Origin of the sequence: Streptococcus parasanguinis, from assembly GCF_015557775.1 — a bacterium.
GTDB lineage: Bacteria > Bacillota > Bacilli > Lactobacillales > Streptococcaceae > Streptococcus > Streptococcus parasanguinis_AA.
On the sequence record NZ_JADNOY010000002.1, the window covers coordinates 188626 to 213330 of the forward strand.

16 protein-coding genes are annotated in these 24705 nt (G+C 42.0%); 13 read left to right on the plus strand and 3 right to left on the minus strand.

Annotated features, from left to right (window positions below; translation table 11 throughout):
* Positions 1 to 7: 7 nt before the first annotated feature.
* From I2F76_RS04005 to I2F76_RS10675, 7 genes are all read left to right on the plus strand, one after another.
* Positions 8 to 916 (plus strand): hypothetical protein, encoded by a 909-nt coding sequence (locus tag I2F76_RS04005; RefSeq protein WP_024054924.1) that lies wholly within the window; start codon positions 8 to 10, stop codon positions 914 to 916.
* Positions 917 to 964: 48 nt separating this feature from the next.
* The gene (locus I2F76_RS04010) at positions 965 to 2203 is read left to right on the plus strand and encodes a hypothetical protein (RefSeq protein ID WP_061591266.1); all 1239 of its coding nucleotides are present in this window, start codon (positions 965 to 967) and stop codon (positions 2201 to 2203) included.
* A 65-nt stretch (positions 2204 to 2268) separates the two neighbouring features.
* Complete coding sequence (dapD, locus tag I2F76_RS04015; protein WP_003016885.1) at positions 2269 to 2967, plus strand: 2,3,4,5-tetrahydropyridine-2,6-dicarboxylate N-acetyltransferase; 699 nt, start codon at positions 2269 to 2271, stop codon at positions 2965 to 2967.
* A gap of 206 nt (positions 2968 to 3173) precedes the next feature.
* Positions 3174 to 4307 carry an N-acetyldiaminopimelate deacetylase gene (locus I2F76_RS04020; RefSeq protein ID WP_195487278.1) on the plus strand — a complete coding sequence of 378 codons (1134 nt, stop codon included), beginning with the start codon at positions 3174 to 3176 and terminating at the stop codon, positions 4305 to 4307.
* Positions 4308 to 4416: 109 nt separating this feature from the next.
* Entirely contained in the window at positions 4417 to 4956 is a 540-nt protein-coding gene (locus I2F76_RS04025; RefSeq protein ID WP_195487279.1) for a 5-formyltetrahydrofolate cyclo-ligase, read from the plus strand.
* Positions 4940 to 5617: a rhomboid family intramembrane serine protease gene (locus I2F76_RS04030; RefSeq protein WP_031575664.1), complete on the plus strand. Its 678-nt coding sequence runs from the start codon at positions 4940 to 4942 to the stop codon at positions 5615 to 5617. The genes I2F76_RS04025 and I2F76_RS04030 overlap by 17 nt, the downstream gene beginning before the upstream one ends.
* A gap of 298 nt (positions 5618 to 5915) precedes the next feature.
* Positions 5916 to 8462 carry a C69 family dipeptidase gene (locus I2F76_RS10675; RefSeq protein ID WP_195487280.1) on the plus strand — a complete coding sequence of 849 codons (2547 nt, stop codon included), beginning with the start codon at positions 5916 to 5918 and terminating at the stop codon, positions 8460 to 8462.
* A gap of 63 nt (positions 8463 to 8525) precedes the next feature.
* On the opposite strand, the gene galU is transcribed toward I2F76_RS10675, so the two are convergent.
* Both galU and I2F76_RS04045 read right to left on the minus strand, forming a co-directional pair.
* Positions 8526 to 9434 carry a UTP--glucose-1-phosphate uridylyltransferase GalU gene (gene galU, locus I2F76_RS04040; protein ID WP_023919781.1) on the minus strand — a complete coding sequence of 303 codons (909 nt, stop codon included), beginning with the start codon at positions 9432 to 9434 and terminating at the stop codon, positions 8526 to 8528.
* A gap of 45 nt (positions 9435 to 9479) precedes the next feature.
* Complete coding sequence (locus I2F76_RS04045; RefSeq protein ID WP_023919779.1) at positions 9480 to 10496, minus strand: NAD(P)H-dependent glycerol-3-phosphate dehydrogenase; 1017 nt, start codon at positions 10494 to 10496, stop codon at positions 9480 to 9482.
* Between the two features lie 272 nt (positions 10497 to 10768).
* Between I2F76_RS04045 and I2F76_RS04050 the strand changes: the two genes are divergently transcribed.
* The gene (locus tag I2F76_RS04050; RefSeq protein WP_003012927.1) at positions 10769 to 11458 is read left to right on the plus strand and encodes a gamma-glutamyl-gamma-aminobutyrate hydrolase family protein; all 690 of its coding nucleotides are present in this window, start codon (positions 10769 to 10771) and stop codon (positions 11456 to 11458) included.
* A 148-nt stretch (positions 11459 to 11606) separates the two neighbouring features.
* Here the strand turns inward: I2F76_RS04050 and I2F76_RS10680 are convergent, their stop codons facing one another.
* Positions 11607 to 14909 (minus strand): SpaA isopeptide-forming pilin-related protein, encoded by a 3303-nt coding sequence (locus I2F76_RS10680; RefSeq protein WP_195487281.1) that lies wholly within the window; start codon positions 14907 to 14909, stop codon positions 11607 to 11609.
* A gap of 412 nt (positions 14910 to 15321) precedes the next feature.
* On the opposite strand from I2F76_RS10680, the gene I2F76_RS04060 reads away from it, so the two are divergent.
* The 5 genes from I2F76_RS04060 to I2F76_RS10535 form a co-directional block, all read left to right on the plus strand.
* Complete coding sequence (locus tag I2F76_RS04060; protein WP_009731797.1) at positions 15322 to 15768, plus strand: dUTP diphosphatase; 447 nt, start codon at positions 15322 to 15324, stop codon at positions 15766 to 15768.
* Positions 15719 to 16285 (plus strand): histidine phosphatase family protein, encoded by a 567-nt coding sequence (locus tag I2F76_RS04065; RefSeq protein WP_195487282.1) that lies wholly within the window; start codon positions 15719 to 15721, stop codon positions 16283 to 16285. The genes I2F76_RS04060 and I2F76_RS04065 overlap by 50 nt, the downstream gene beginning before the upstream one ends.
* A 13-nt stretch (positions 16286 to 16298) precedes the next feature.
* Entirely contained in the window at positions 16299 to 17657 is a 1359-nt protein-coding gene (gene radA, locus I2F76_RS04070) for a DNA repair protein RadA (RefSeq protein WP_416385347.1), read from the plus strand.
* Between the two features lie 283 nt (positions 17658 to 17940).
* Positions 17941 to 18435, plus strand: a complete 495-nt coding sequence (locus I2F76_RS04075) for a beta-class carbonic anhydrase (RefSeq protein WP_195487283.1) — start codon at positions 17941 to 17943, stop codon at positions 18433 to 18435.
* Between the two features lie 248 nt (positions 18436 to 18683).
* Positions 18684 to 24705 (plus strand): Spy0128 family protein (locus tag I2F76_RS10535; RefSeq protein WP_229289661.1); only part of this gene is annotated, 6022 nt, incomplete at its 3' end.

The window sequence follows — 24705 nt, forward strand, 5'->3', positions numbered from 1 at the left end:
GACATCATTGGACGATCAACGGACAGACATCAAGGCAGCTTCCTCTCACCAGGGTGGGAGCCGCTTGATTTCAGAAGCCGATCTGGCTTCATTAGGGATGGACAATCATCAGGATACTAGTAGCCATTCAGATATGATGGAGTCTTCCCCTTCTTCCTCAAAAGAGGGGATTGGTTCGCTTTTGCGATTTTTTGGGTGGTTCGCCTTGTTAGTAGCTTTTGTATTCGTACTTCAAAACACAGGCAACAAGGATCTTTCTTCATCTTCCTCAAGCAATGGAGCTGACAGTTTTTCACGGAATAGTATCAGAAAAGAATATCTAAATAGTGAAAATAGTTCTTATGTCGCATCTGCTAAGGAAGTTCAATTTGAGACAACCTATGAAAAAGCCATGTCTCTCATTCCTGATTTTGCAGTGGATGACAAAAAGACATCTTTTGGAACTGTGGATCCCAAAGATATCGTTGCAGCATTAGGTAAAGCAACCCGAGGAGAGGCATCGTATAGTGACAGCAGTTCAAGTCCTTTTTTGCTGACCTTAGATTACCAATCAGATGATGCATATGGGAAGGTTCTCCTTGAAAAAATGGGTGCCTATTACAGGATTTCTCTTTTAAGTTTGAAACACTTAAAAAGTGATCGTTTTGCAAATAAGAATGGCAGTTTAACGAAGGACGATTTTACTAATATCAAAGTTGGGATGCCTTATTTAGATTTGCTTAATTCGGTGGGGATTCCAGATGAGGTAGATGTGTCCGGATTTTTAGGTTACGGTGAAGCACCGACCTTTACTTATCGATTGGCTGATTCCCAAACGGTTCAAATCCAATTTGATAGCCGGCAAACCATCAAGGATATCACACCTAAAGTGGAAGCGAGCACACCAGCTTCTTCTTCGACACCTACAGCACAGTAAAAACAGTTAGCCCGAATGAATTTGCCATAGAATAATAAGGAGGGAACAATGGGAAAGAAAGACTGGTCCCACCTACGAAATGAACACAAGAGTCGATTTGCGAAACGCCAGCTAGAAGAAGAAACTAGTCTAGTGAAAAGTTCCACTTCAACCAACCAGAGCATTGAAAATAGGGATGAATGGCTGGAAGATACGCTCCTAAAAGAAACAGAAGTGATAGAGTCCTCCGTTTTTCCTGAACCAGTGAAGCAAGTAGAGGAGCCAAAAAACCAACCGGCGCTTGGTACTGAGAAAGCTATAGATGAGCAAAAGGAAGTATTGCTTGAAGACTCGCCTGACAGACCGCTAACATCACAACCACCAACACAAGATGCAATAGAGCAGTTTCCTAAGGGCGAGGAAAGAGTAGAGCACCAGGGTGGGAGTCGCTTGATTTCAGAAGCTGACCTGGCTTCAATAGGGGGAGGCAGGCATTCAGAACCAAGACAAACGGTACTAGACTCCCAATCGGATAGGACGAAAACCTACTCTCCTTCCTCTAAGAGTGAAGGGTCTTCGCTAGCAGCCTTTTTTGGATTATTGGCCATGCTGGGCTTATTTGCCTATCTGGCTTCAGGAGGTATCCATAGTAAGGAAGCTCCTTCTTCTACTACTAGTGAATACGGAAGTCCTGGCCAGTCTTATGGAACCAGAAAGGAAACTTTGAAGAGTGGTACGAGTACCTTGATTGCACCGGAAGGTGAATTTCAGTTTCAAGTGACCTATGAGAAGGCGATTTCCCTGATTCCTGGTTTAAGTGAGGAGGATCAAGGCCGTACCTCTTCAACTTATCTGTCTCCGCAGGATGTGGTAGCTGTACTGGGGAAGGCTAGTGGTGGGGAAGAAACCTACCAAGAAGGTGGTGTCAGTCCTTTTATGACACAATTGGATTATCAGTCGGAAGGCTCTCCTTCTTCCGTAACAGTTTTACTTTCAAATATTGTTGGTGACCGTTTATCTTCTCTTGATTTTGAGAACCTAAACAGTGAGCGATTAGCCAATAAAAATGGCAGTTTGAACAGAGAGGATTTTGCCAATATTAAAATAGGAACCAGCTATTCAGATCTTGTGAATACCGTAGGAATTCCTAACCGTGTTTCTTGGTCGAGTATGATGAGTTCAGAGTCCTTCTTAATCTTTTACTACAAACTTTCTGATGCGCATTTAGTTACGATTCACTTTGGAAGCAATCGCACCATTAGTGAAATGACAGGCCTGAAGGATTCGGCTACAAGCACGTCGCCTTAGGTGTTCATCTCTTTGGGATTGTGGTATAATATGGATACCTTTAATTGAAATGAATGGAGAATCTCATGACTGCACAAAAAATGTCTGCTCAAGAAATTATCGCTTTTATTGGAAATGCAGAGAAGAAAACAAATGTGAAAGTAACCTTTGAAGGGGAATTGGCAACAGCTGTTCCAGCTTCTGTCACAAAACTAGGTAATGTGTTGTTCGGTGACTGGAAAGATATCGAGCCCCTTCTTGCCAACTTAACGGAGAACAAGGATTATGTGGTGGAACAAGATGGTCGGAATTCAGCTGTTCCCTTGCTGGATAAGCGCTATCTAAATGCGCGTATCGAACCAGGTGCTATTATCCGTGACCAAGTAACTATCGAAGACAATGCTGTCGTGATGATGGGTGCTGTCATCAACATCGGTGCTGAAATCGGTGCAGGAACCATGATTGATATGGGGGCTATCCTTGGTGGCCGTGCAACAGTTGGTAAAAACAGCCACATCGGTGCAGGTGCCGTTCTTGCGGGTGTCATTGAGCCAGCTTCTGCTGAGCCTGTTCGGATCGGTGACAATGTCTTGGTCGGTGCCAATGCAGTTGTGATTGAAGGGGTCCAAGTTGGAAACGGTTCTGTCGTTGCCGCTGGCGCTATCGTTACTCAAGATGTCCCTGAAAATGTGGTCGTAGCTGGTGTCCCAGCTCGCATCATCAAGGAAATCGATGAAAAAACACAACAAAAAACAGCCTTGGAAGACGCCTTGCGTAATTTGTAAGATAGAAATGAGAGTGGGACAGAAATCGGTAATTCGTTAGAATTCGATTTCGTCGTCCTACCTCCGCACAGTTGAGTAGGGCTGTAAAAGCTGATGAAATCAGCGTAGTAGAGCCCACTCAACCACTGCGTCTTGCTCGACAATTCAAAGACAATTGAGAGGCTAGGACTTTTGTCCCAGCCTCTTCTAATAGAAAGAAGACAACGATGACATTGGACTTAATCAAAATCAGACGGGATTTGCACCAAATCCCTGAAATTGGATTGGAAGAATTTGAAACACAAGCTTATCTCTTGGACCGGATCGCAGAGATCACAGCAGGCAAGGACTTTGTAGAGCAACGGACTTGGCGGACCGGGATCCTGGTGTATCTCCATGGGTCTGCACCTGAAAAAACCATTGGTTGGCGGACGGATATCGATGGCTTACCGATTGTGGAACAAACGGGCCTTGATTTTGCCTCCAAGCACGAAGGACGGATGCATGCTTGTGGTCATGATATGCACATGACGACAGCCCTTGGACTTTTGGATCAATTGGTTCAAGTGCAACCCAAAAATAACCTGCTCTTTCTTTTCCAACCAGCTGAAGAAAATGAAGCAGGTGGGATGCTCATGTACAAGGACAATGCTTTTGGCGACTGGCTCCCTGATGAATTTTATGGTCTGCATGTGCGCCCTGATTTGAAGGTGGGAGACATTGCGACCAATACGGGTACCCTTTTTGCGGGGACCTGTGAAGTCAAGATTACCTTTACAGGTAAGGGAGGGCATGCTGCCTTTCCACATGAGGCCAATGATGCACTTGTAGCAGCCTCTTACTTCATTACCCAAGTCCAATCGGTCGTGAGTCGAAATGTTGATCCGATTGAAGGGGCAGTGGTCACTTTTGGTTCCATGCATGCAGGAACCACCAATAATGTGATCGCTGAGACGGCCTTCCTTCATGGGACCATCCGGACCTTGACCATGGAGATGAACCTACTGACTCAAAAACGGGTCAAAACGATTGCGGAAGGGGTTGCGGCCGCTTTTGATGTCGAACTGGATCTGGAACTCAAGCAAGGAGGTTACCTGCCTGTGGAAAACCAACCAGAGTTAGCCAAAGAACTCATGGACTTTTTCACAGCTGAGGAAGATGTGAACCTGATTGATATCTTGCCAGCGATGACAGGAGAAGACTTTGGCTTTCTCTTGAGCAAGGTCCCTGGTGTCATGTTCTGGCTGGGAATTGATACCCCTTATGCCCTGCACCATCCGAAGATGAGCCCAAATGAGGCTGCTCTTCCCTTTGCTGTGGAAAACATTGGCAAATTTTTGAAAATGAAGGCCAACCAATAAGGGATTGATTCAACTCCGTCTGGAGTTGGATTTTTATTTTCTCGTGTGCAAACTGTTCGGATGTTTCATAAAAAATGATACAATTAAAGCTATACAAAAGGAGTAGGGAATGAAGAAAACACTACGAAAAGAAACCATAGCAGCCATGAAAGAGCTGCCAGAATCCATGAAAACTCAAGCAGATGAACAGCTCACTCAACGTCTCTTGGAGCTTCCAGCCTTTCAGGAGGCAAAGACCCTTGCAACCTATCTGTCCTTTGACCACGAATTTTCCACAGCTGGCTTGATCCAAGTGGCTCTTCAACTTGGAAAACGCGTCTGTGTTCCCCGTACCTATCCACAAGGTCGGATGGAATTTGTGGAATACGATCCTGACATTTTGGAAAAAACGCGCTTTGGTTTGCTGGAGCCCAATGAACAGGGCAAGGTTGTAGATAAAGCAGAGATTGATCTGATCCATGTACCGGGCTTGGTCTTCCAGTCAAAAGGCTACCGAATTGGCTATGGCGGTGGCTATTATGATCGTTATTTAGCAGATTTTGCTGGAAAAACGGTGAGTACGATTTATTCCATCCAGCAGAAGGAGTTCCAGCCAGATGCTTTTGATCAGGCCGTTCAGGAGGTGCTAGTCTATGAAGTTACTCTTTGATCGTCGTTATCCTGTGACCAGCCTCTTGTTGCTCGTCACAACGGCAGTCTTTCTTTCCATGTTTATCCGATTTGGAGGCGACTACCAAACGGGTGCTGCTATTTACTATAGCGGTGGTATTATTGGAGAGGCTGTGAAAGTCGATCCTAGCCAGTTATGGCGAATAGTGACAGCTACTTTTGTTCATATCGGCCTAGAACATTTTGTGCTCAATATGATCACCCTCTATTACTTGGGACGTTTGGCAGAAGATCTCTTTGGTTCCAAGGCTTTCTTAGCTCTCTATCTCTTATCAGGCATGATGGGCAATGTCTTTGTTGCTATTTTTACGCCAGATGTGATTGCAGCAGGCGCATCTACAGCCCTCTTTGGACTTTTTGGGACCATTGGTGCTCTGCGCTTTATTGTCCAAAGTCCCTATATTCGCCACTTGAGTCAGTCCTATACCAGCTTGATTGTGGTCAATCTGATCTTTAGTTTTATGCCAGACATCAGTATGGCGGGCCACATTGGTGGCTTAGTAGCTGGGGTCATGTTGGCTTATGTCTTTCCAGTAAGAGGAGAGGCTCGCTTTATGAACCGAACCTATCAGATTAGTGCAGCCTTATCTTATCTCCTGCTTTTCCTTTATTTCTTAGGTAAAATCTTAAATCTATTTTAAGAAGTCCTTCTCACAGAGAAGGGCTTTTTTTCCTAAAAAATGTAGCGAAATCGTAAACTAACAGAAAATTGTTTGAAATGCAAAGAATTGTATATATTTATTATAATATACTTTCAGGAGCCGAGTGAACCCACTATTGGTAGGCCCATAGAGAAGGTAATCATGGGTAAAAAGGTATAAAAACGCAAATTAGAAAGCGCTTGCAAAAGAGGTAAAAAAAAGATAGACTTAAGGTATAAAAAATCAGGGATGCTCCCTTTTTCTATAAAGGAACATTCAAACATAAAGGAGATTTGCCATGAAGAAATGGTTGTTTAAACTAGCTTTGATAGCGATGACGTTCTTACTCCTACCAATTCAAGCCGTTCAGGCCTGCTGTGGATTTATCATTGGTCGCCAGTTGACCAAGGATGGGACCACTCTCTTTGGTCGGACAGAGGACTACCCTTATTATCCAAATGGTGGAAAACACAACAAAAACTATGTTGTGGTCGATGCTAAGACTTATAACGAGGGAGATCAGATCGAGGATGAATCCAACGGATTCACCTACCCGCATGCTGCCAGTGAAATGAAATATACCGCGACCTATGACTCTGCTCGTGGTGACGGTAGTAACGGTGCTTTCGGGGAACACGGTTTTAATGAAGCCGGTGTATCCATGACTGCGACAGTAACAGCTATCCCGAATAAGAAAGTCTTGAAGACGGACCCATTGACAGAAAACGGAATTCCAGAAGCTGCTATGTTGGACGTAGTGTTACCACGCGTTAAGTCAGCTCGTGAAGGAGTTGAATTACTGGCTAAAGTCATCGAAGAAAAAGGTTCAGCTGAAGGGAATGTGGTCGTCTTTGCAGACCAAAATGAAACTTGGTATATGGAAATTCTTTCTGGCCACCAATATGTAGCGGTGAAGGTGCCAGAAGATAAATATGCAGTCTTTGCAAATACCTACTACCTAGGTCATGTTGATTTGAATGACACTGAAAATGTCATTGCCTCTAAAGATGTCGAAAAAGTAGCCAAGGAATCTGGTAACTACAAGACAGACAAAGATGGCAACTTCCATATCGCTAAATCTTATGGACCAGAAAAATATGCTGAAGGAGACCGCTCACGGACCTATGCAGGAATCACCTTGCTAGATCCAGACTCTAAAGTCACTTATGAGGATGATGAGTATGAGCTCTTCCGTTCACCAACCGATCCAAACAAAAAATACACCTTAGAAGATGCGTTTGCCTTGCAACGGAACCGGTTTGAACACTTGAATGGACGTTTTGTACCAGATGATCAAATTGGTGTTAAGAAACAAGGTGATGATGGTAGCAACGATACTGTTAGGAAAGACCAATACAAGTATGCTTTAGGAAATGAAAATGTGATTGATGCCCATGTCTATCAAATCAATCCAAACCTTCCAAAATCATTTGGTGGAACTGTATGGCTCGGCATGGGACCTTCACGGAATACCCCTTATGTTCCATTCTATGGAAATGTAAAAGATACTTACGAAGCTTTTAAACCTCAAACGGCTACTTATGATCCAAATTCATGGTATTGGACAGTTTGGCACATCGACCAAATGGCCATCAATAACCAAGATCTCTTTGGAAAATCTATCCAAAATCACTGGAAAGCACTAGAAGAACAGCTCATTATTGAACAAAAAGTGAGCGATGCAAAATACGCTGCCTTGAAAGCTGATGAAGCTGCAGCAAAAGCAGTTGAAGATAAGGTGACTGAAGATGCTTTAGCTCGGTCTGAACGTCTCTTCAAACAATTCAAGCAATATGAGTCTGAATTGTCTGCAACTCTAAAAGAAGCAGGTCGTACAGATGATCCATACCGTGCATCTTTACCAGATGACTACAAGGATCCAACAGAGTCAAGCACCGAGCCAAGTAAGGAAGAAACGAAGCCAAGCACCGAAGCAAGTACAGAACCAAGCAAAGAAGAAACGAAACCAAGCACTGAGTCAAGTACAGAACCAAGCAAGGAAGAAACGAAACCAAGCACTGAGTCAAGTACAGAACCAAGCAAGGAAGAAACAAAACCAAGCACCGAAGCAAGTACAGAACCAAGCAAGGAAGAAACGAAACCAAGCACCGAAGCAAGTACAGAGCCAAGCAAGGAAGAAACGAAACCAAGCACTGAGTCAAGTACAGAACCAAGCAAGGAAGAAACGAAACCAAGCACCGAAGCAAGTACAGAACCAAGCAAGTCAGAAACGAAACCAAGCACTGAAACAAGTACAGAGCCAAGCAAGGAAGAAACAACACCAAGTAGTACAACTACTGTTGTTCCTACAAATAGCAACAGTGTTAGTACCGTTGGTCGCCCAGTTTTACCAACAAATTCATATATTTTAGTAGACCAGGCAACAGGTATCGTCTTGCAAAACCCTGATTTTGCTCAAGGTGGCTATAGTCTCCTTGTTGAAGTTTTGAAAGATGTTAAAGAACTAGCTGGTAAAGATTACAAGGCATATAATATTCAATTATCGAACCAAAATAATCCTGTACATCAAATTAGTCCAACTGTTGTGACCATTCCAGTAAATAGCCAAAAAGAAGTAGAAGCAGTTTATGGTATCGGTGAAAATGGTCAATTGGAATCCTTCCAATTCCAACTAAATGAAGATAAGTCAGCCGTAACATTTACAACCTCTCATTTCTCAACTTATGGTGTAGTTTATAAATCTTTAGCAAAAATTGAAGAGAAGAAAGGTGAGAAAAAATTACCATCAACCGGTCAAAGTATTTCCATTGCGACAATGGTAGGCGGAGTTCTTTTGATAGTTTTTGGATTTGGCTACTACATCGAAAAACGTAGAACTCATTAAACGGTACAGTTTATAATATATAACAAAAAAGGAAGTGAGAATGAAATCTCTCTTCCTTCTTTTTTAGTCTGCAGTTTGTTCAGATTCTTCTAATTGTTTTCCAAGATCAATGATATACTGTTTGAGATCCTCTTTAACCTGTGGATGCTTCAAAGCATAATCAATCGATGTTTTCATGAAACCAAACTTGTCACCTACATCGTAGCGTTGGCCTTTAAATTCACGGGCAAAGACTCGTTGGGTCTTATTGAGGGTGTCGATCGCATCCGTCAATTGAATTTCATTACCAGCACCTGGTTCTTGATTTGCAAGAATATCAAAGATCTCAGGAGTCAAGAGATAGCGGCCAATGATGGCGAGATCACTCGGTGCATCTTCTGGAGCTGGTTTTTCGACAAAAGTTTCAACGCTATAAAGACCATTGATGCCCTCTCCTTGAGGTGCGATCACACCGTAAGAAGAAACCTCTTCGTGAGGGACTTCCATCACAGCGATAGTGGATGCATGGGTTTCATCGTAGTCGTTCATCAATTGTTTGGTCAATGGCAAGGCATCATCATTGGTGATGTCCATCAGGTCATCTCCCAACATGACAACAAAAGGCTCATTCCCAACAAAAGCTTTCGCCTGCAGGACAGCGTCTCCTAAACCTCGAGGGTGACTTTGGCGGATGAAATGAAGATTGATCGCTGTTGTATCATTGACCAACTTGAGTAAGTCAGTCTTACCTTTTTGCTCGAGGTTGTATTCCAATTCAAAGTTAGAATCGAAATGGTCTTCGATCGAACGTTTGGCCTTCCCTGTTACGACAAGAATTTCCTCAATTCCAGATTTCAGAGCCTCTTCTACGATGAATTGGATCGTAGGTTTGTCAACGATTGGCAACATTTCCTTTGCCAAAGCTTTGGTAGCTGGGAGGAAGCGTGTCCCCAAACCAGCCGCAGGAATGACTGCTTTTCTAACTTTAGTCATATAGTTTCCTTTCTAAAAGGTAGGATTGATGTTCGGGTGGTTGACTTATTTCCACTCGTTTTCTTCTTTAAATTCATTGCTCATCATGTGGTGGATAGCTTCGCGGATATCTTTTCCTTCGTAGATGACTTGGTAAATGGCCTGTGTAATCGGCATGTAGACATCCAATTCTTGCGCCAGTTCATGGGCGACTTTGGTCGTAGAGATCCCTTCAATGATCATGCCCATGTTGGCTTCGATGTCTTCTAATTTTTCACCACGTCCGAGAGCATCCCCAGCTCGCCAGTTGCGGGAATGAACAGAAGTACCGGTAACGATCAAGTCACCAACCCCAGACAAACCGCTATAAGTCAATGGGCTAGCTCCTAGCTTAACGCCAAGGCGCGTGATTTCAGCGAGACCGCGCGTGATGATAGCTGCTTTGGCATTGTCACCATAACCAAGACCGTGCAGGGCCCCAGCTCCGACAGCGATGATATTCTTCAAGGCTCCAGCAGTTTCCACTCCGATAACATCTGTATTGGTATACAGGCGGAAGTAGTGATTGCTAAAGAGTTCTTGAACATAACGTGCAGCTTCTAAATCTATTGAGGCAGCTGTAATGAGGGTGATGTCCCGTACGATGGTCTCCTCTGCATGACTTGGTCCAGAGACGACCACCACCTCGCTGCGAAGAGAAGCAGGAATTTCTTCTTCAAGGATTTGAGAAATTCGATCGTGTGTACCAGGTTCTAGTCCCTTGGAAGCGTGCATGACTGTTACAGGGTGATCCAGTGTTTCAGCGACTTGTTTCGCCACCAAACGGGTCACCTTTGTAGGAACGACAAAGAGGATAGCGTCCACACCGTCCAAAGCTGCTTTCAAATCAGTCGTAGCAGTGATGTCTTCGCTAATAACGATATCTTTGAAATAGCGTTGATTGGTATGAGCGGTATTGATTTCATCGATTTGTTCTTGGATATTTCCCCAGAGACGGACTTCATGGCCGTTATCATTGAGGACTTGTGAAAGGGCTGTTCCCCATGAACCAGGACCCAATACTGCAACGGTTTGTTTTTCCATTGTATCTTCCATTTCTATGTCTATTTTTCAACGAGGCTAGGAATCTAGCGCTTGCACCTTCGAAAAGGCCTAATGAGTGCCTTGAAGGACGATTCTATTTTCCTCTCTATTTTAACATAATATAGGTAAAAAAACTTGTATGATTATCAATTGTTTTGTGAGGAAGGTGAGGGTGATAAATAAAATCTATCACGGTTTTAAAAAATACATATTAGACACTATCACTAATGGGTGGTAAGATAAGTAGTAGTTAAAATGAAGGAGGAATGAATATGTGCAGAACAATTGTTGGAGTATCCGCTAATCTCTGTCCGGTTGACCCGGAAGGGAAAAACCTTCATTCCTCCGTGTCTAGTCAATTTGCGGAAGGGATCCGTCAAGCAGGTGGACTTCCAATGGTCATCCCGATGGGAGATCCTTCCTTAGTTAAGGACTATGTTGAAACGATTGACAAATTGATCTTAAGTGGAGGCCAAAATGTCGATCCTAGTCTCTATGGCGAAGAAAAAACGATCGAGAGCGATGATTACAATATCGAACGGGATCAATTTGAGCTTGCCCTACTGAAGGAAGCCGTACGCCAAAACAAACCGGTTCTAGGAATTTGCCGTGGGGTTCAGTTGATCAATGTGGCTTTTGGAGGAACACTCAACCAAGAGATCGAAGGGCATTGGCAAGGACTTCCGTTTGGGACTTCCCATTCTATCCAGACTAAAAAAGGCAGTGTGGTAGAGCAGCTTTTTGGTCAGGCCAGTCGGATTAATTCTGTGCACCGCCAAAGTATCAAGGATCTTGCACCGAATTTCCGTGCGACCGCCTTTGATCCGCGCGATCACACCATCGAAGCGATTGAAGCGGTAGACGGCCATCGGATTATGGGCTTGCAGTGGCATCCAGAATACTTGGTCAATGAAGAAAAAGGAAATTTAGAACTCTTCCGTTATTTATTACAGGAATTATAATGAAGTTAGAGGTTGGACTTGAGCCAATCTCTCTTTGTGTTTCTAAGAAAATATAGACAAAACGCTGGTAATACGATGAAAAAATAGGATAATCATTAATAAAAAAACAGGTCTATCTAGCATTGCTAGATAGACCTGTTTTAAGAACTTATTCGTGGCGTTTTTTAGCAACGAGCATGCTTCCAGCACTTGCAAGGACAAGACCTGCTGTAATAAATCCAGCACTTACTGTCTCACCAGTAGAAGGAAGACTTTGTTTTTTACCTTCTTTTGATTGTTTACCAGAAGGTTGATTTCCTTTCGGTTTGTCGGTTGAAGGCGTTGGAGGTGTTGAAGGAGTAGTTGGTGGAGTTGGTGGGGTATATGGCGGAGTATATGGTGGAATTTTATTATTTACTACATTCCCTTTATCAACGACCAAATCTTTAGCTTGGGTAAAATCACTAGCTGAAACTGTGATAGGATTCGTTAACAATTGGTATCCAGTTGGAGCTGTCAATTCCTTGATGACATAATCTTTTGCTTCAAATCCAATGAAAGTTACGAGACCATTCTCATCTGAAGTAGCAGTCGCTTGACCTTCACCATAAGGGTTAGCGACTGGAGTTGTACCATCTGCCTCATAGAGTCCAAATACCGCTCCTAGAAGACCTTTACCTTCTTCACTTACCTTGTGCAATTGAATGTTGTAGAGTTTTAATTCAGGTTTGTCAACAGTTGGAGGAGTTGGTGGAATTGAAGTGAACGGTTTGTTAACGACATTTCCTTTATCCACTACATTGTTTGAAGCAACCAAATCACTAGCTGCGATCTTGATGACTTCATCTGATAATTGGTAACCGTCTGGAGCTGTAAGTTCTCTTACTACATAATCTTTTGCTTCTAATCCTGTAAAGGTTACAAGACCATTCGCATCAGAAGTTGCAGTCGCTTGACCTTCACCATAAGGGTTCGCTACAGGAGTCGTACCATCGGCTTCAAAGAGACCGAATACGGCACCAACAAGAGCTTTTCCTTCTTGGTTCACTTTGTGCAATTGGATGCTGTAGAGTTTCAATTCAGGTTTATCAACAGTTGGAGGAGTTGGCGGAATTGAAGTGAATGGTTTGTTGACCACTGTTCCTTTGTCTACGACGAGGTTAGTCGCAGCTTTCAACTCGCTAGCAGAAACTTTAATCACATCTGTTGATAGTTGATAACCAGATGGGGCTGTCAGTTCTTTGATAACATAATCTCTTGCTTCCAATCCTGTAAAGGTTACAAGCCCCTTCTTACCTTCTTCATCTGATGAAGTAGCTGTCGCTTGACCTGCACCATAAGGATTTGCTACAGGAGTAGTACCATCGGCTTCAAAGAGACCAAATACAGCGCCTGCAAGAGCATTTCCATCAGCGTTAGCTTTGTGCAATTGAATGTTGTAGAGTTTCAATTCAGGTTTGTCAACAGTTGGAGGAGTTGGTGGAATTGAAGTGGTTACCAATTTGTTAGTGAAGGATGTCTTATCACCATATGTCACAGAAGCTTTGAGTGTATTGCTTGCATCATCTTTTGTGACAGTTACAGTCGCATCAATATTTCCTTCATCGTAGGTCATTCCTTTTGCTTTGCTTTCAGGAATGACTTCTTTAATCGTGTAGTGGAAGGTTTTTCCTGCGTCCTCTGATGAATATGAAATGTCATCAAAGGTTACCGTACCATCTGCAGCATTTTGTTTTGTTTGAAGAACTTTTCCGGTTTCATCCAACAATTGGAAATTGAATTCGCCATTCTTCAATTCAGCACCTTCTAAAATCTTGCTAGCTGAAATTTTAGCTTTTGCTGGTTTAGGAGCCGTATAAGTGTTGTTAAATGTTTTATTCTCTGGATAGACAAGATCAGCTTTTAGAGCTTGTCCGTCTTGTGTAACCTTCACGGTCACTTGTTTTTCAGTTGTATCATAGGTGACACCTGGTGTATTTCCAACAACTTCTTTTACAGTGTAAGTGTGTTCTCCTGCTTCCTTATAAGAAATCGGATCAAATGTTACCTTGCCGTTTTTATTGGTAACAGTTTGAAGCTTAGTTGCACCCTCGTACAATTCAAAGCTAAACTCACCGTCTTTTAGATCACGACCGGTAAGAGTTTTATCAAGTTCGATGGTAGCTTTTGTTTCTTTTGGCTTATCTTTCGGATTAATAATTGTTTTGGTTACCGAATGATCTGCTCCAAAATCTTCAACATTAACCACAGTATCGGCTTCTTTGATGATATGACCTGAAGGGGCTTCAATTTCAGTTAAGATATATTTATCTTTTAACAGTTTGCCAACAGCAATATTACCATTTTCATCTGATTCAAACTCACCAATGACTTGATTATTAGCTTGACGAACAACTCTAAACTTAGCACCTTTAAGAGGTTGATTTGCATCGTCTACTTTATGGATATTGATTGAGTAAACATAACCAAGACCAGCACCACCAGGAATTTGAACGGCTGCAGCATTCGTTATATTTTTGGTTTCAATACCTATACCTTTAAGAGTTGCTTCATTTCTCAAAACCTCTCCGTCGGCAGGGTCATAATTTAAACGAACATTATAAGCAATACGATATTGGTCATTTTCAGTAACATCACCTAAATCGATAACAAATGATCGACCATCTTCGCTAATTGTAATCTTATGTTGGTCTGTTACATCAACTCTATCAGAGAATACCCATTCACCAGCATCAAAAGAGAATTTACCTTTAATAATTTTAATGCTATCTTTTACGTATGAAGCATTCGTAAATTGTAAGTGATCTTCGAGTGTGGCATTCTTAATATTTTGCTTTGTACGATTGACAGAAATCGTGTATTGAATTTCCCTTTGGTCCCCTGCGTTTACCCAACTAGTCTTTGTTAAAAGTCTTGGATTTCCGTCGCCGACACCAGTAAATGAAACTTTACCAGCAAATTTTGTTTCGTTGTTAATGGTGATTTCTACTGGAACCTCACCTTTTTGAGGGTGTTTTTTGAAATCGATACGAGCGTAAAAGAAGAATGATCCGCTTGTATCGGAGTGTTTTTCAACATAATCCGTATAGGTAATTGTAATGGATTTATTATCTGGGTTTACTTTAGCATTTGCGATAACTTCATTTGTATTTAAATCTCTAATTGGAAACGAACTTGAAGTAATCATCAAAGCATCTGGAACAGTAACTACAGTTGAATCTCCTGCTTTAACATTTTTTCCAGACAAATCAAAATCAGCGTTGATTCGGAAGGTTGCCCACTGTTGTAAGTCCCAGTTGAGATCTCCTCCTTCATTGTTGGATACTTTGATATTTGAAATCGTATCCACGAATTTACCAGTAACGGTTACTCCGGGTGTCTCGGCTGATGTTTTGGTCAGGCTAAGAGTGAAGAGAACCGTTAATAAAGCAAGGATAAATGCAAAAATTTTGACATTTTTTTTCTTATCCATTTTATCTACCCCTTTTTTCATAAAATCCTATTCCCACTATACAATATGGTCAAACTGGTCGAGATCTGTATCCGCTCCGTAAGATCTCAAGTTTCCAAATTGAATCTTGAGAAAGACCTCCATATATTTGTTTTAGTAAGAAAAATATTTTAGTTTTAAAATTATTCCCTACAAAGGGAATTATAGCAAAAATGATGAGTAGCTTCAAGCTTTAAAGGGCGATTTTTGGCATAAATCATATAATAAAATATTTTCATTTACTTACTATAATTTTCAGAAAGCATACACGAAACTGTCAATAATTTTCCAAAAAAACTAAAAAAATACGAATAGTAGTATAGGAGAGACGCTAGGGCAAAGTGATGGTATAATAGAAGAGATAGAAACTATTTAGAATGAAAGAGGAATCATGATGACAAAAATTCGTGGATTTGAACTTGTATCAAGCTATACCAATCAGGACTTGCTTCCAAAACGGGAGACGGCCCATGCGGCTGGCTATGATTTGAAGGTAGCCGAGCGCACAGTGATTGCACCAGGAGAGATCGTCCTCGTTCCAACTGGGGTCAAGGCCTATATGCAAGCGGGTGAGGTGCTCTATCTCTACGACCGTTCCTCTAACCCTCGCAAAAAAGGCCTGGTCTTGATCAACTCTGTGGGGGTTATTGATGGAGACTACTATGGCAACCCAGGAAATGAAGGCCATATCTTTGCTCAGATGAAAAATATTACGGACCAAGAAGTCGTCCTTGAAGTTGGGGAACGCGTGGTTCAAGCTGTCTTTGCACCATTTTTAATCGCAGATGGAGATGAAGCAGACGGAGTTCGTACTGGTGGATTTGGGTCAACAGGGCACTAAGATGAAGATTATCTTTGTACGTCATGGAGAGCCAGATTACCGTGAGTTAGAGGAGCGTTCTTATACGGGATTTGGGATAGATTTGGCGCCCTTATCTGAGAAGGGAAGGAAACAGGCTCAGGACCTTTGCCAAAACCCCTTGTTCCAATCAGCTGATCTGCTAGTAGCTTCAGCAGTGACGCGAGCTTTAGAAACGGCTTCTTATGTGGCTTGTGCTACGGGACTTCCTTTTAGAGTGGAGCCATTATTGCATGAATGGCAGGTCTATGAAAGTGGCATAGATAGATTTGAAGAAGCTAGAAGACTATTTTTAGAAAATAATGGGGAGTTGCTCCCAAATTCTCCTGTTCAATATGAGACAGCTGTAGAAATGAAGTCTCGTTTTCTAGAATGCATGGCTAAGTATCGGGAACATCAAACCGTGGTAGTTGTAGCCCATCGAATGCTCATGCGCCAGTTTGTGCCAAATGAGAAGATTGATTTTTGCCAAGTGATTGAGTGTGAGATAGAGATTTAGAAAGAGGTTTATCATCGCAAAGAAAAAAACGACGTTTGTGTGTCAAAATTGTGCCTACAATTCACCTAAGTATTTAGGGCGCTGTCCTAACTGTGGTTCTTGGTCTTCCTTTGTCGAGGAAGTCGAAGTTGCAGAGGTCAAGAATGCCCGGGTATCCTTGACAGGTGAAAAGACCAAACCCATGAAATTGGCGGATGTGACCTCCATCAATGTCCATCGTACCAAGACTGAGATGGAAGAATTCAACCGCGTCCTTGGTGGAGGAGTGGTCCCAGGGAGTCTCGTTCTCATCGGTGGAGATCCAGGGATTGGGAAATCGACCCTGCTCCTCCAAGTATCGACCCAGTTGTCTCAAGTAGGAACGGTTTTCTATGTCAGTGGAGAGGAGTCGGCCCAGCAGATCAAACTCCGTGCAGAGCGATTGGGAGATATCGATAGCGAGTTTTACCTCTATGCTGAGACCAATATGCAGAGCGTGCGAGCAGAGGTAGAGCGGATCCAACCTGACTTTCTTATCATCGACTCGATCCAGACCATTATGTCTCCGGAGATTTCAGGGGTCCAAGGATCGGTTTCTCAGGTGCGCGAGGTGACAGCTGAGCTTATGCAGCTGGCCAAGACCAATAACATCGCCATCTTTATCGTCGGCCATGTAACTAAGGAAGGAACCTTGGCAGGACCTCGGATGCTGGAACACATGGTGGATACGGTGCTCTACTTTGAGGGGGAACGCCATCATACCTTCCGGATCCTGAGAGCGGTCAAAAACCGTTTTGGCTCGACCAATGAGATCGGGATCTTCGAGATGCAATCAGGTGGACTGGTTGAGGTCCTCAATCCGAGTCAGGTCTTTCTGGAAGAACGCTTGGATGGGGCAACTGGATCGTCCATCGTGGTCACCATGGAAGGGACGCGTCCGATTTTGGCGGAGGTGCAGGCCTTGGTGACACCGACCATGTTTGGTAACGCCAAGCGGACGACAACGGGACTTGATTTCAATCGGGCTAGTCTTATCATGGCGGTGTTAGAAAAACGAGCGGGTTTGCTCCTTCAAAATCAGGATGCCTACCTCAAGTCAGCTGGTGGCGTCAAATTGGATGAGCCAGCTATCGACCTAGCCGTAGCCGTAGCCATTGCCTCCAGCTACAAGGACAAGCCGACCAACCCGCAGGAATGTTTTGTCGGAGAGCTAGGCTTGACAGGAGAAGTCCGCCGGGTCAACCGGATCGAACAACGGATCAATGAAGCTGCCAAGCTCGGTTTTACCAAGATTTATGTTCCGAAAAACTCTCTGACGGGGATTTCGACACCATCAGGGATCGAAGTGGTCGGTGTGAGTACACTGTCTGAAGTCTTGAAGAAAGTATTTTAATAGTAGAAAAGAGGCTGGGCAAAAACTGTCCAGTCTTTGATGTTTGATAGTAATAACAGCATGACGCAGTGGTTGATTGGCATCTTTGTTCGCTTTTCAATCTCCAAAGATGACCTAATCAACTGTGCGGGGGTGGGAAGACGAACTCTTTTTAATTAGTTGGAGTTCTTTCCCACTCCCTTTTTTCAGATGTGACAGATGACAGGAGGTATCCCCTGACAGAAATAGTGAGTTGTGGTAAAATAATAGATGATTTGAATTTCAAAGGAATAAAGGAGAGACCATGTCTTATTTTGATAATTTTTTAACAGCTAACCAAGCTTATGTGGCGCTACATGGAGACCTCCGTCTTCCGATTAAGCCCAAAACACAAGTAGCCATTGTGACCTGTATGGATTCCCGCCTTCACGTGGCACCAGCACTGGGTCTGGCTCTTGGAGATGCCCATATTTTGCGGAATGCTGGAGGGCGCGTGACTGATGATATGATTCGCTCCTTGGTCATCTCCCAGCAGCAGATGGGTACCCGTGAAATTGTGGTTTTGCACCATACAGACTGTGGCGCACAGACCTTTGAAAACGAGGGTTTCCGTCAGCATCTCAAGAAAGAACTGGGAGTAGATGTAGGAGAGCGTGACTTCCTCCCCTTTCAAGACATTGAAGAGAGTGTCCGTGAAGATATGGAGCTTTTAAAAGCTTCCCCTTTGATTCCAGAGGATGTAGTGATTTCAGGAGCTGTGTATGATGTGGATACCGGATTGATCTCCGAAGTGAAATAAAATAGAAGAGTTCAAGAAAACAAAACGACTTTGTTTTCTTGAACTCTTTTTTATTGGCGTAAAAAAATTGAACCAAATAGGAAAAAATGTGACAATTTGGCACAAAATATTAAAAAATATGTGGTATAATATAACATTTTAACAAGAATATTACAATTAAATTTTAACAGATTGACTCTTGATGTCAATAATGTTACAATTTTATTTGTATCATGGAATCATGAAATATGAAAAAGGAGATCCTATAAATGAAGGATATTTTCAATAGACGCCAACGCTTTTCTTTACGAAAATATAGCATTGGGGTTTGTTCTGTTCTCTTAGGAACAGCGCTCTTTGCTGCAGGAGCTCAATCTGCATCAGCGGATGAAGCAACAGCAGCCTCTGGACCTGCAGAAACAGCAGCTTCAGAAACGCAACCTGCTGCAACAGAATCAAGTCAAACAGAAGCACCAGGTGCTTCCCCAGTCTATGGTGAGGGAGCACCTGCACTAAAAGTAGACCTTCCTAATTCTGCTGCAACTCCAGAAGCACCAGCTCCAGCAACTGAAAAAGCTGAAGTAGCTGAAACACCAGCTGCTACAGAAAACAAGGAAGCGAAAGCTGAAGAAGCTGCAAAACCAGCTAAAGCTGAAACTAAAAAATCTGAAGAAGCTCCAAAAACGACAGCGTCATCAGAAACCAGCAAACCTGTAGAGAAGAAAAAAGAGTCAAGCTCTAAACCAGCTTCTACAACAGCGGCTACCACAGCTCAACCTACTGCAACTCCTGCTGCAGCAGGTGAAAGCTCAGAAAGAGCAGCTGCAAGAGAAGAAGCAGCTACACCAGCAGGAACGACTACTTTTTCAGCTACTGTAAGTTCAGCAGCTCCGATCACTGGTACGCAAGCAGAAAGTTCAGCAAGTACAGGTGCAGATACAGCTGTGGCTGTAGCAAATGCTAATGCAGAACGTACAAATGCAGGAGCATTAGCAATAAGCGGCCGTCGTCGTAGTCGTCGCGCTGTTACTGACGAAGCTGTCACTGGAGACCACAACTCTAACCCGGTAGCCGTAAGTACTTACTTAAAAGATGGGGAAAAAGTAACTCCAGAAATTAAAGATGCTAACGGTGCAACTGTAAGCTCTCAACCTGTACCATCTGGTTACGCAGGAAAAGAAGGAGACTGGTACACATACGCTATCTGGGATTTAACTAGATTCAATGAACGTTATGGTACAAAATACTATGCACGTGCGTATAAGAGATTTGATGAATCTACAGATACAACTGTTGATTTAATTGATAAAACAACTGGTAATGTAGTAGAAACAAGAACTGTTACTTCATCTAGTGGAGTTCAAAAATTCACTACTACTACAGCAGCATCTAATAGTCAATTAACTTTCCAAATAGATTATAAATCTGGTACTACTGAAAATGGTAAAGACCCTCAACCATTTATTCAAAATGGTTATGAAGTTGGGAAAAGTATCACAGATTTAGTAGCAGCTGGACATACCCTTACACCAGCTGAACAAGCACTTTATACTGCGGTTTACAACGCCCGTACTACAACAGATATACTAAACGTTGTAGAACCAGCTTATAACGGTCGTACAATTACTGATTCAAATGCTAAAATACCAGAAACAATTAATAAAACAACTTACTATAAAGTAGTTGATAAAAATAATCCAACATTTAACGCTAATAAAACAGATAAAACTGTTCAAGATTATAAAGAAAATGGTAATGAAGTAGATTTAGCTAGATATACTCTTAAAGCTGAAGAAGGACAAACTTTCACAGCATCTGGTGAACGTCAATTCGATGGATATAAACTTTATCAAACAGCTGACGCAAATGACAAATCAGGTTATGTAAGTCGCCCTTACAAAGTTGGAACTAAATTCATGGATGCGGACCGTTATGGTATTAAACGTATTAAAGAAGTAGTTGGAGAAGACGGTTCAGTAGTTATTCGTGTTTACTTGCTAGATCCAAGACAACAAAGCAAACGTTCAGATGGATCATTAAGTACTGATGGTTATATGTTAATCGCAGAAACTAAACCAATTAAGCCAGGTGAAGCTAATACTCAAGAATTAGCTGTTAAGAAATCACCTCTTACAACTATTCCACATACAGAAACTAATCCAAAAACTGGAGCAGTCACACAATATCCTAATGGTAAAGAAGTTCCATTTAACTTCCAAACAGCTTCTGGATATACACCATATAAAACTGTATTCGTACCATTCTTAGGAGATGGAATTGGACACGGTTCAGCTAACGCTCAATTAGAACGTGGAGTAGAAGGTATTGGTACAAACGTTGACTTATTAAACTCGTTAACACCATATAAACAACCAATTTACTACTATGTAAAACAAGAGCCAGTTGAAGTAACTCCAGAAGTTGAAAAACAACTTGAAGGACGTGTATTAGCAAATGGTGAGTTTACATTCAAACTAAAAGAGGTACAACCAAATAAATCGCTTCCAGCTCATGAAGAAACTGTAACTAACAAAGCTGACGGTAAAGCTACATTCAGCAAATTAACATTTAACAAAGCGGGAACTTACACTTACACCATCACTGAGACTCCAGGTTCAGATGCAAACGTTGACTACGATGCAATGACAGTTACGATGACTGTTACTGTAACTGAGAACGCTCAAGGTGATTTAGTAGCTACGACTAAATACAGTGCTGAAGGTGGATTCAAATCAAGCGCAGATGATAAAGTCTTCAACAACTATGTTGTAGCACCAGTTAAGACTAAGTTTGACTTCAGTAAAAAATTAGCTGGACGTGAACTTAAAGACGGAGAATTTAAATTCGTTCTTAAAGATGCAAACGGACAAGAAGTTGAAACTGTTGCCAACAAAAAAGATGGAACTGTAACCTTTACAGAAATTTCATTTGACAACACTAAAGTAGGTACTCATACTTATACAGTAGAAGAAGTGATCCCTGCAACTAAAGAAGTAGGTATGACGTATGACACTATGAAGGCAACGATCACTGTTGAAGTTGCTAAGAATGGTCATGCTCTTACAACTGTAACAAACGTATCATCAACAGGTGGTGTAGATGATAACGGAGCATCAACTGATGGTAAGGAAGATAAAGTCTTCAACAACAAAATCACTCCTCCGGAAACACCTGAGTTCCAGCCAGAAAAATTCGTCCTTAATAAAGAAAAATTTGACCTAACAGGTACAAAATTAATGGACGATGACGATGAGCTTCAGGATGAGTACACAGAAACAAATGCAAATCCATATGCTGATCAAGTCAAGAACAATGAAGCAGAAAACATCAATACGAAGACTGTTGAGCGTGGTGATAAATTAGTTTACCAAGTATGGTTGGATACTAAGAACTTCACTGACAAGAACAACATCCAAGCTGTAGGTATTTCTGATACATACGATGCAGATAAATTGACTGTTAACACTGCTGACATTAAAGCATACGATAGCGTAACAGGAGTTGATGTAACATCTAAATTTGATATTACAGTAGCTAACGGAGTCATTACAGCTACATCTAAATCTTCTATGAACAAATCTTTAGGTGATGCTGATAACACTCAAGTTATCGACACAACTAAATTTGCATTTGGTCGCTACTACAAATTTGATATCCCAGCTACAGTTAAAGCTGATGTTCCTGGTGGGGTAGACATCGAAAACAAAGCTAACCAAATCGTTCATGTTTACAACCCAGTAAGCAAATCTGTAGAAACTCCAGAAAAACCAACTCAAAAACGTGTGAACAGTGTACCAATCACTGCAGAATTCAACTTCACAAAACGTTTGGAAGGTCGTGCGCTAACAGCTGGCGAATTTACATTCGCGTTGAAAGACAGCGACAATGTTGTGATTGCGACTGCAACCAACGATGCAGATGGTAAGATTAAATTCTCTCCAGTAGAGTACACAAATAAAGCTGGTGAAAAAGTCACTGCCCTTAAATACAAGAAGGGTCAAGAAGGTACTTACACTTACTCTGTAACAGAGGTGAAAGGTACAGACGCAACTGTCACTTACGATACTATGAAGGCAGAAGTAACTGTAACAGTATCACACGACGGTACAGCGAAAGCATTGATCGCTAACGTAACTGAACCAGCTGACAAAGAGTTCAACAATACAGTAACTCCTCCAACAGAACCTAAGTTCCAACCAGAGAAATACGTTGTTTCTAAAGAAAAATACGATATCACTGGTGACAAGCTCGTTGACGATGATAGAGAGTTGGCAGACAAGTACGCAGATACAAATGCGAACCCATATGCGGACGATGCATCAAACAACGAAGCAGAAAACTTGAATACCAAGACTGTTGAACGTGGTTCTAAATTGGTTTACCAAGTATGGTTGGATACAACTAAATTTGATGCAGCTAACAAGGGCAACATCCAAACAGTTGGTATCTCAGATAACTATGATGAAGCTAAATTAAATCTTAATAAAGCTGACATCAAAGCCTATGACTCTGTAACAGGCGCAGAAGTAACAGATAAATTCGATATTACTGTGAACAACGGTGTGATCACTGCTAACTTGAAAGCTGGCTTCACGAAGTCATTGGGTGATGCAGAAAATACACAAGTGATCGATACAACTAAATTCGCATTTGGACGTTACTACAAGTTCGATATTCCAACAACAGTGAAAGACGATGTGGTAGCTGGTGCAGATATCGAAAATACTGCGGCTCAAGTAGTGAACTACTACAACCCAACGACTAAGAAAGTTGAAAAACCTGAAAAACCAACTGAAAAACGTGTAAACAATGTTCCAATCTCAGTTGAATTCAACTTCACTAAGAAATTGGAAGGTCGCGACCTCAAAGCTGGCGAATTCACATTCGAGTTGAAAGATAGCGACAATGTTGTGATCGCAACGGCAACCAACGACGAAAGCGGTAACTTCAAGTTCACTCCAGTTGACTACACAAACAAAGCTGGTAAAACTGTCACTGCCCTTAAATACCAGAAGGGTCAAGAAGGTACGTACACTTACACTGTAACAGAGGTTAAGGGTACAGATTCAACTGTCACTTACGATGAAATGGCTGCAGTTGTCACTGTTAAAGTCAGTCATGATGGTACAGCGAAAGCCTTGATCACAAACGTGACAGATCCTGCCGATAAAGAATTCAACAACAAGGTAACTCCTCCAACAGAACCTAAGTTCCAACCAGAGAAATACGTTGTTTCTAAAGCGAAATTCGATATTACAGGTACGAAGCTCGTTGATGACGATTCTGAATTGACAGATAAATATGGTGAAACAAATACAAACCCATATGTCGATGGAACTTCAAACAACGAAGATGAAAACTTGAATACTAAGACAGTTGAACGTGGATCTAAACTTTACTACCAAGTATGGTTGGATACAACTAAGTTTGACGCAAACAACAAAGATAACATCCAAACAGTAGGTATCACAGATAACTACGACAAGGATAAATTGACTGTTAATGCTTCAGATATCAAGGTTTACGATTCAGTTACTGGTGCGGATGTTACGACTAAATTCGATATCGCTGATAACAATGGTGTTCTGATAGCTAACCTTAAGGATGGCTTCACTAAGTCACTTGGCGACGCTGAAAATACACAAATCATTGATACTACTAAGTTCGAATTTGGACGCTACTATAAATTTGATATTCCAGCAACAGTGAAAGACGATGTCGCAGCTGGTGCAGATATTGAAAACAAAGCAGCACAAGTCGTTAACTACTACAACCCAGTAAGCAAGACAGTTGAAAAACCAAACAAACCAACTGAAAAACGTGTCAACAGTGTTCCAATCTCAGTAGAATTCAACTTCACTAAGAAATTGGAAGGTCGCGACCTTAAAGCTGGCGAATTCACATTCGAGTTGAAAGACAGCGACAATGTTGTGATTGCGACTGCAACCAACGACAAAGCTGGTAAGATCAAGTTTGCTCCAGTGGATTACACCAATAAAGCTGGTGAAACTGTCACTGCCCTTAAATACCAGAAGGGTCAAGAAGGTACCTACAAGTACACAGTAGAAGAAGTTAAAGGCTCAGACGCAACCGTTACATACGATACAATGAAAGCTGTCGTTACAGTTGAAGTTCGTCATGATGGTACAGCGAAAGCCTTGATCACAAACGTGACAGATCCTGCCGATAAAGAGTTCAACAATACTGTTCGTCCTCCAGAAGAACCTAAGTTCCAACCAGAGAAATACGTTGTTTCTGAAGAGAAATTCGATATCACTGGTGACAAGCTCG

Coding starts and splice junctions, on each gene's coding strand:
- I2F76_RS04050 (WP_003012927.1), top strand. CDS start 10,769: ATGTGCAGAACAATTGTTGGAGTATCCGCTAATCTCTGTCCGGTTGAC.
- galU (WP_023919781.1), bottom strand. CDS start 9,434: ATGACTAAAGTTAGAAAAGCAGTCATTCCTGCGGCTGGTTTGGGGACA.
- dapD (WP_003016885.1), top strand. CDS start 2,269: ATGACTGCACAAAAAATGTCTGCTCAAGAAATTATCGCTTTTATTGGA.
- I2F76_RS10675 (WP_195487280.1), top strand. CDS start 5,916: ATGAAGAAATGGTTGTTTAAACTAGCTTTGATAGCGATGACGTTCTTA.
- I2F76_RS04020 (WP_195487278.1), top strand. CDS start 3,174: ATGACATTGGACTTAATCAAAATCAGACGGGATTTGCACCAAATCCCT.
- I2F76_RS04060 (WP_009731797.1), top strand. CDS start 15,322: ATGACAAAAATTCGTGGATTTGAACTTGTATCAAGCTATACCAATCAG.
- I2F76_RS04065 (WP_195487282.1), top strand. CDS start 15,719: ATGAAGCAGACGGAGTTCGTACTGGTGGATTTGGGTCAACAGGGCACT.
- I2F76_RS04025 (WP_195487279.1), top strand. CDS start 4,417: ATGAAGAAAACACTACGAAAAGAAACCATAGCAGCCATGAAAGAGCTG.
- I2F76_RS04010 (WP_061591266.1), top strand. CDS start 965: ATGGGAAAGAAAGACTGGTCCCACCTACGAAATGAACACAAGAGTCGA.
- I2F76_RS04075 (WP_195487283.1), top strand. CDS start 17,941: ATGTCTTATTTTGATAATTTTTTAACAGCTAACCAAGCTTATGTGGCG.
- I2F76_RS04045 (WP_023919779.1), bottom strand. CDS start 10,496: ATGGAAAAACAAACCGTTGCAGTATTGGGTCCTGGTTCATGGGGAACA.
- I2F76_RS10680 (WP_195487281.1), bottom strand. CDS start 14,909: ATGGATAAGAAAAAAAATGTCAAAATTTTTGCATTTATCCTTGCTTTA.
- I2F76_RS04030 (WP_031575664.1), top strand. CDS start 4,940: ATGAAGTTACTCTTTGATCGTCGTTATCCTGTGACCAGCCTCTTGTTG.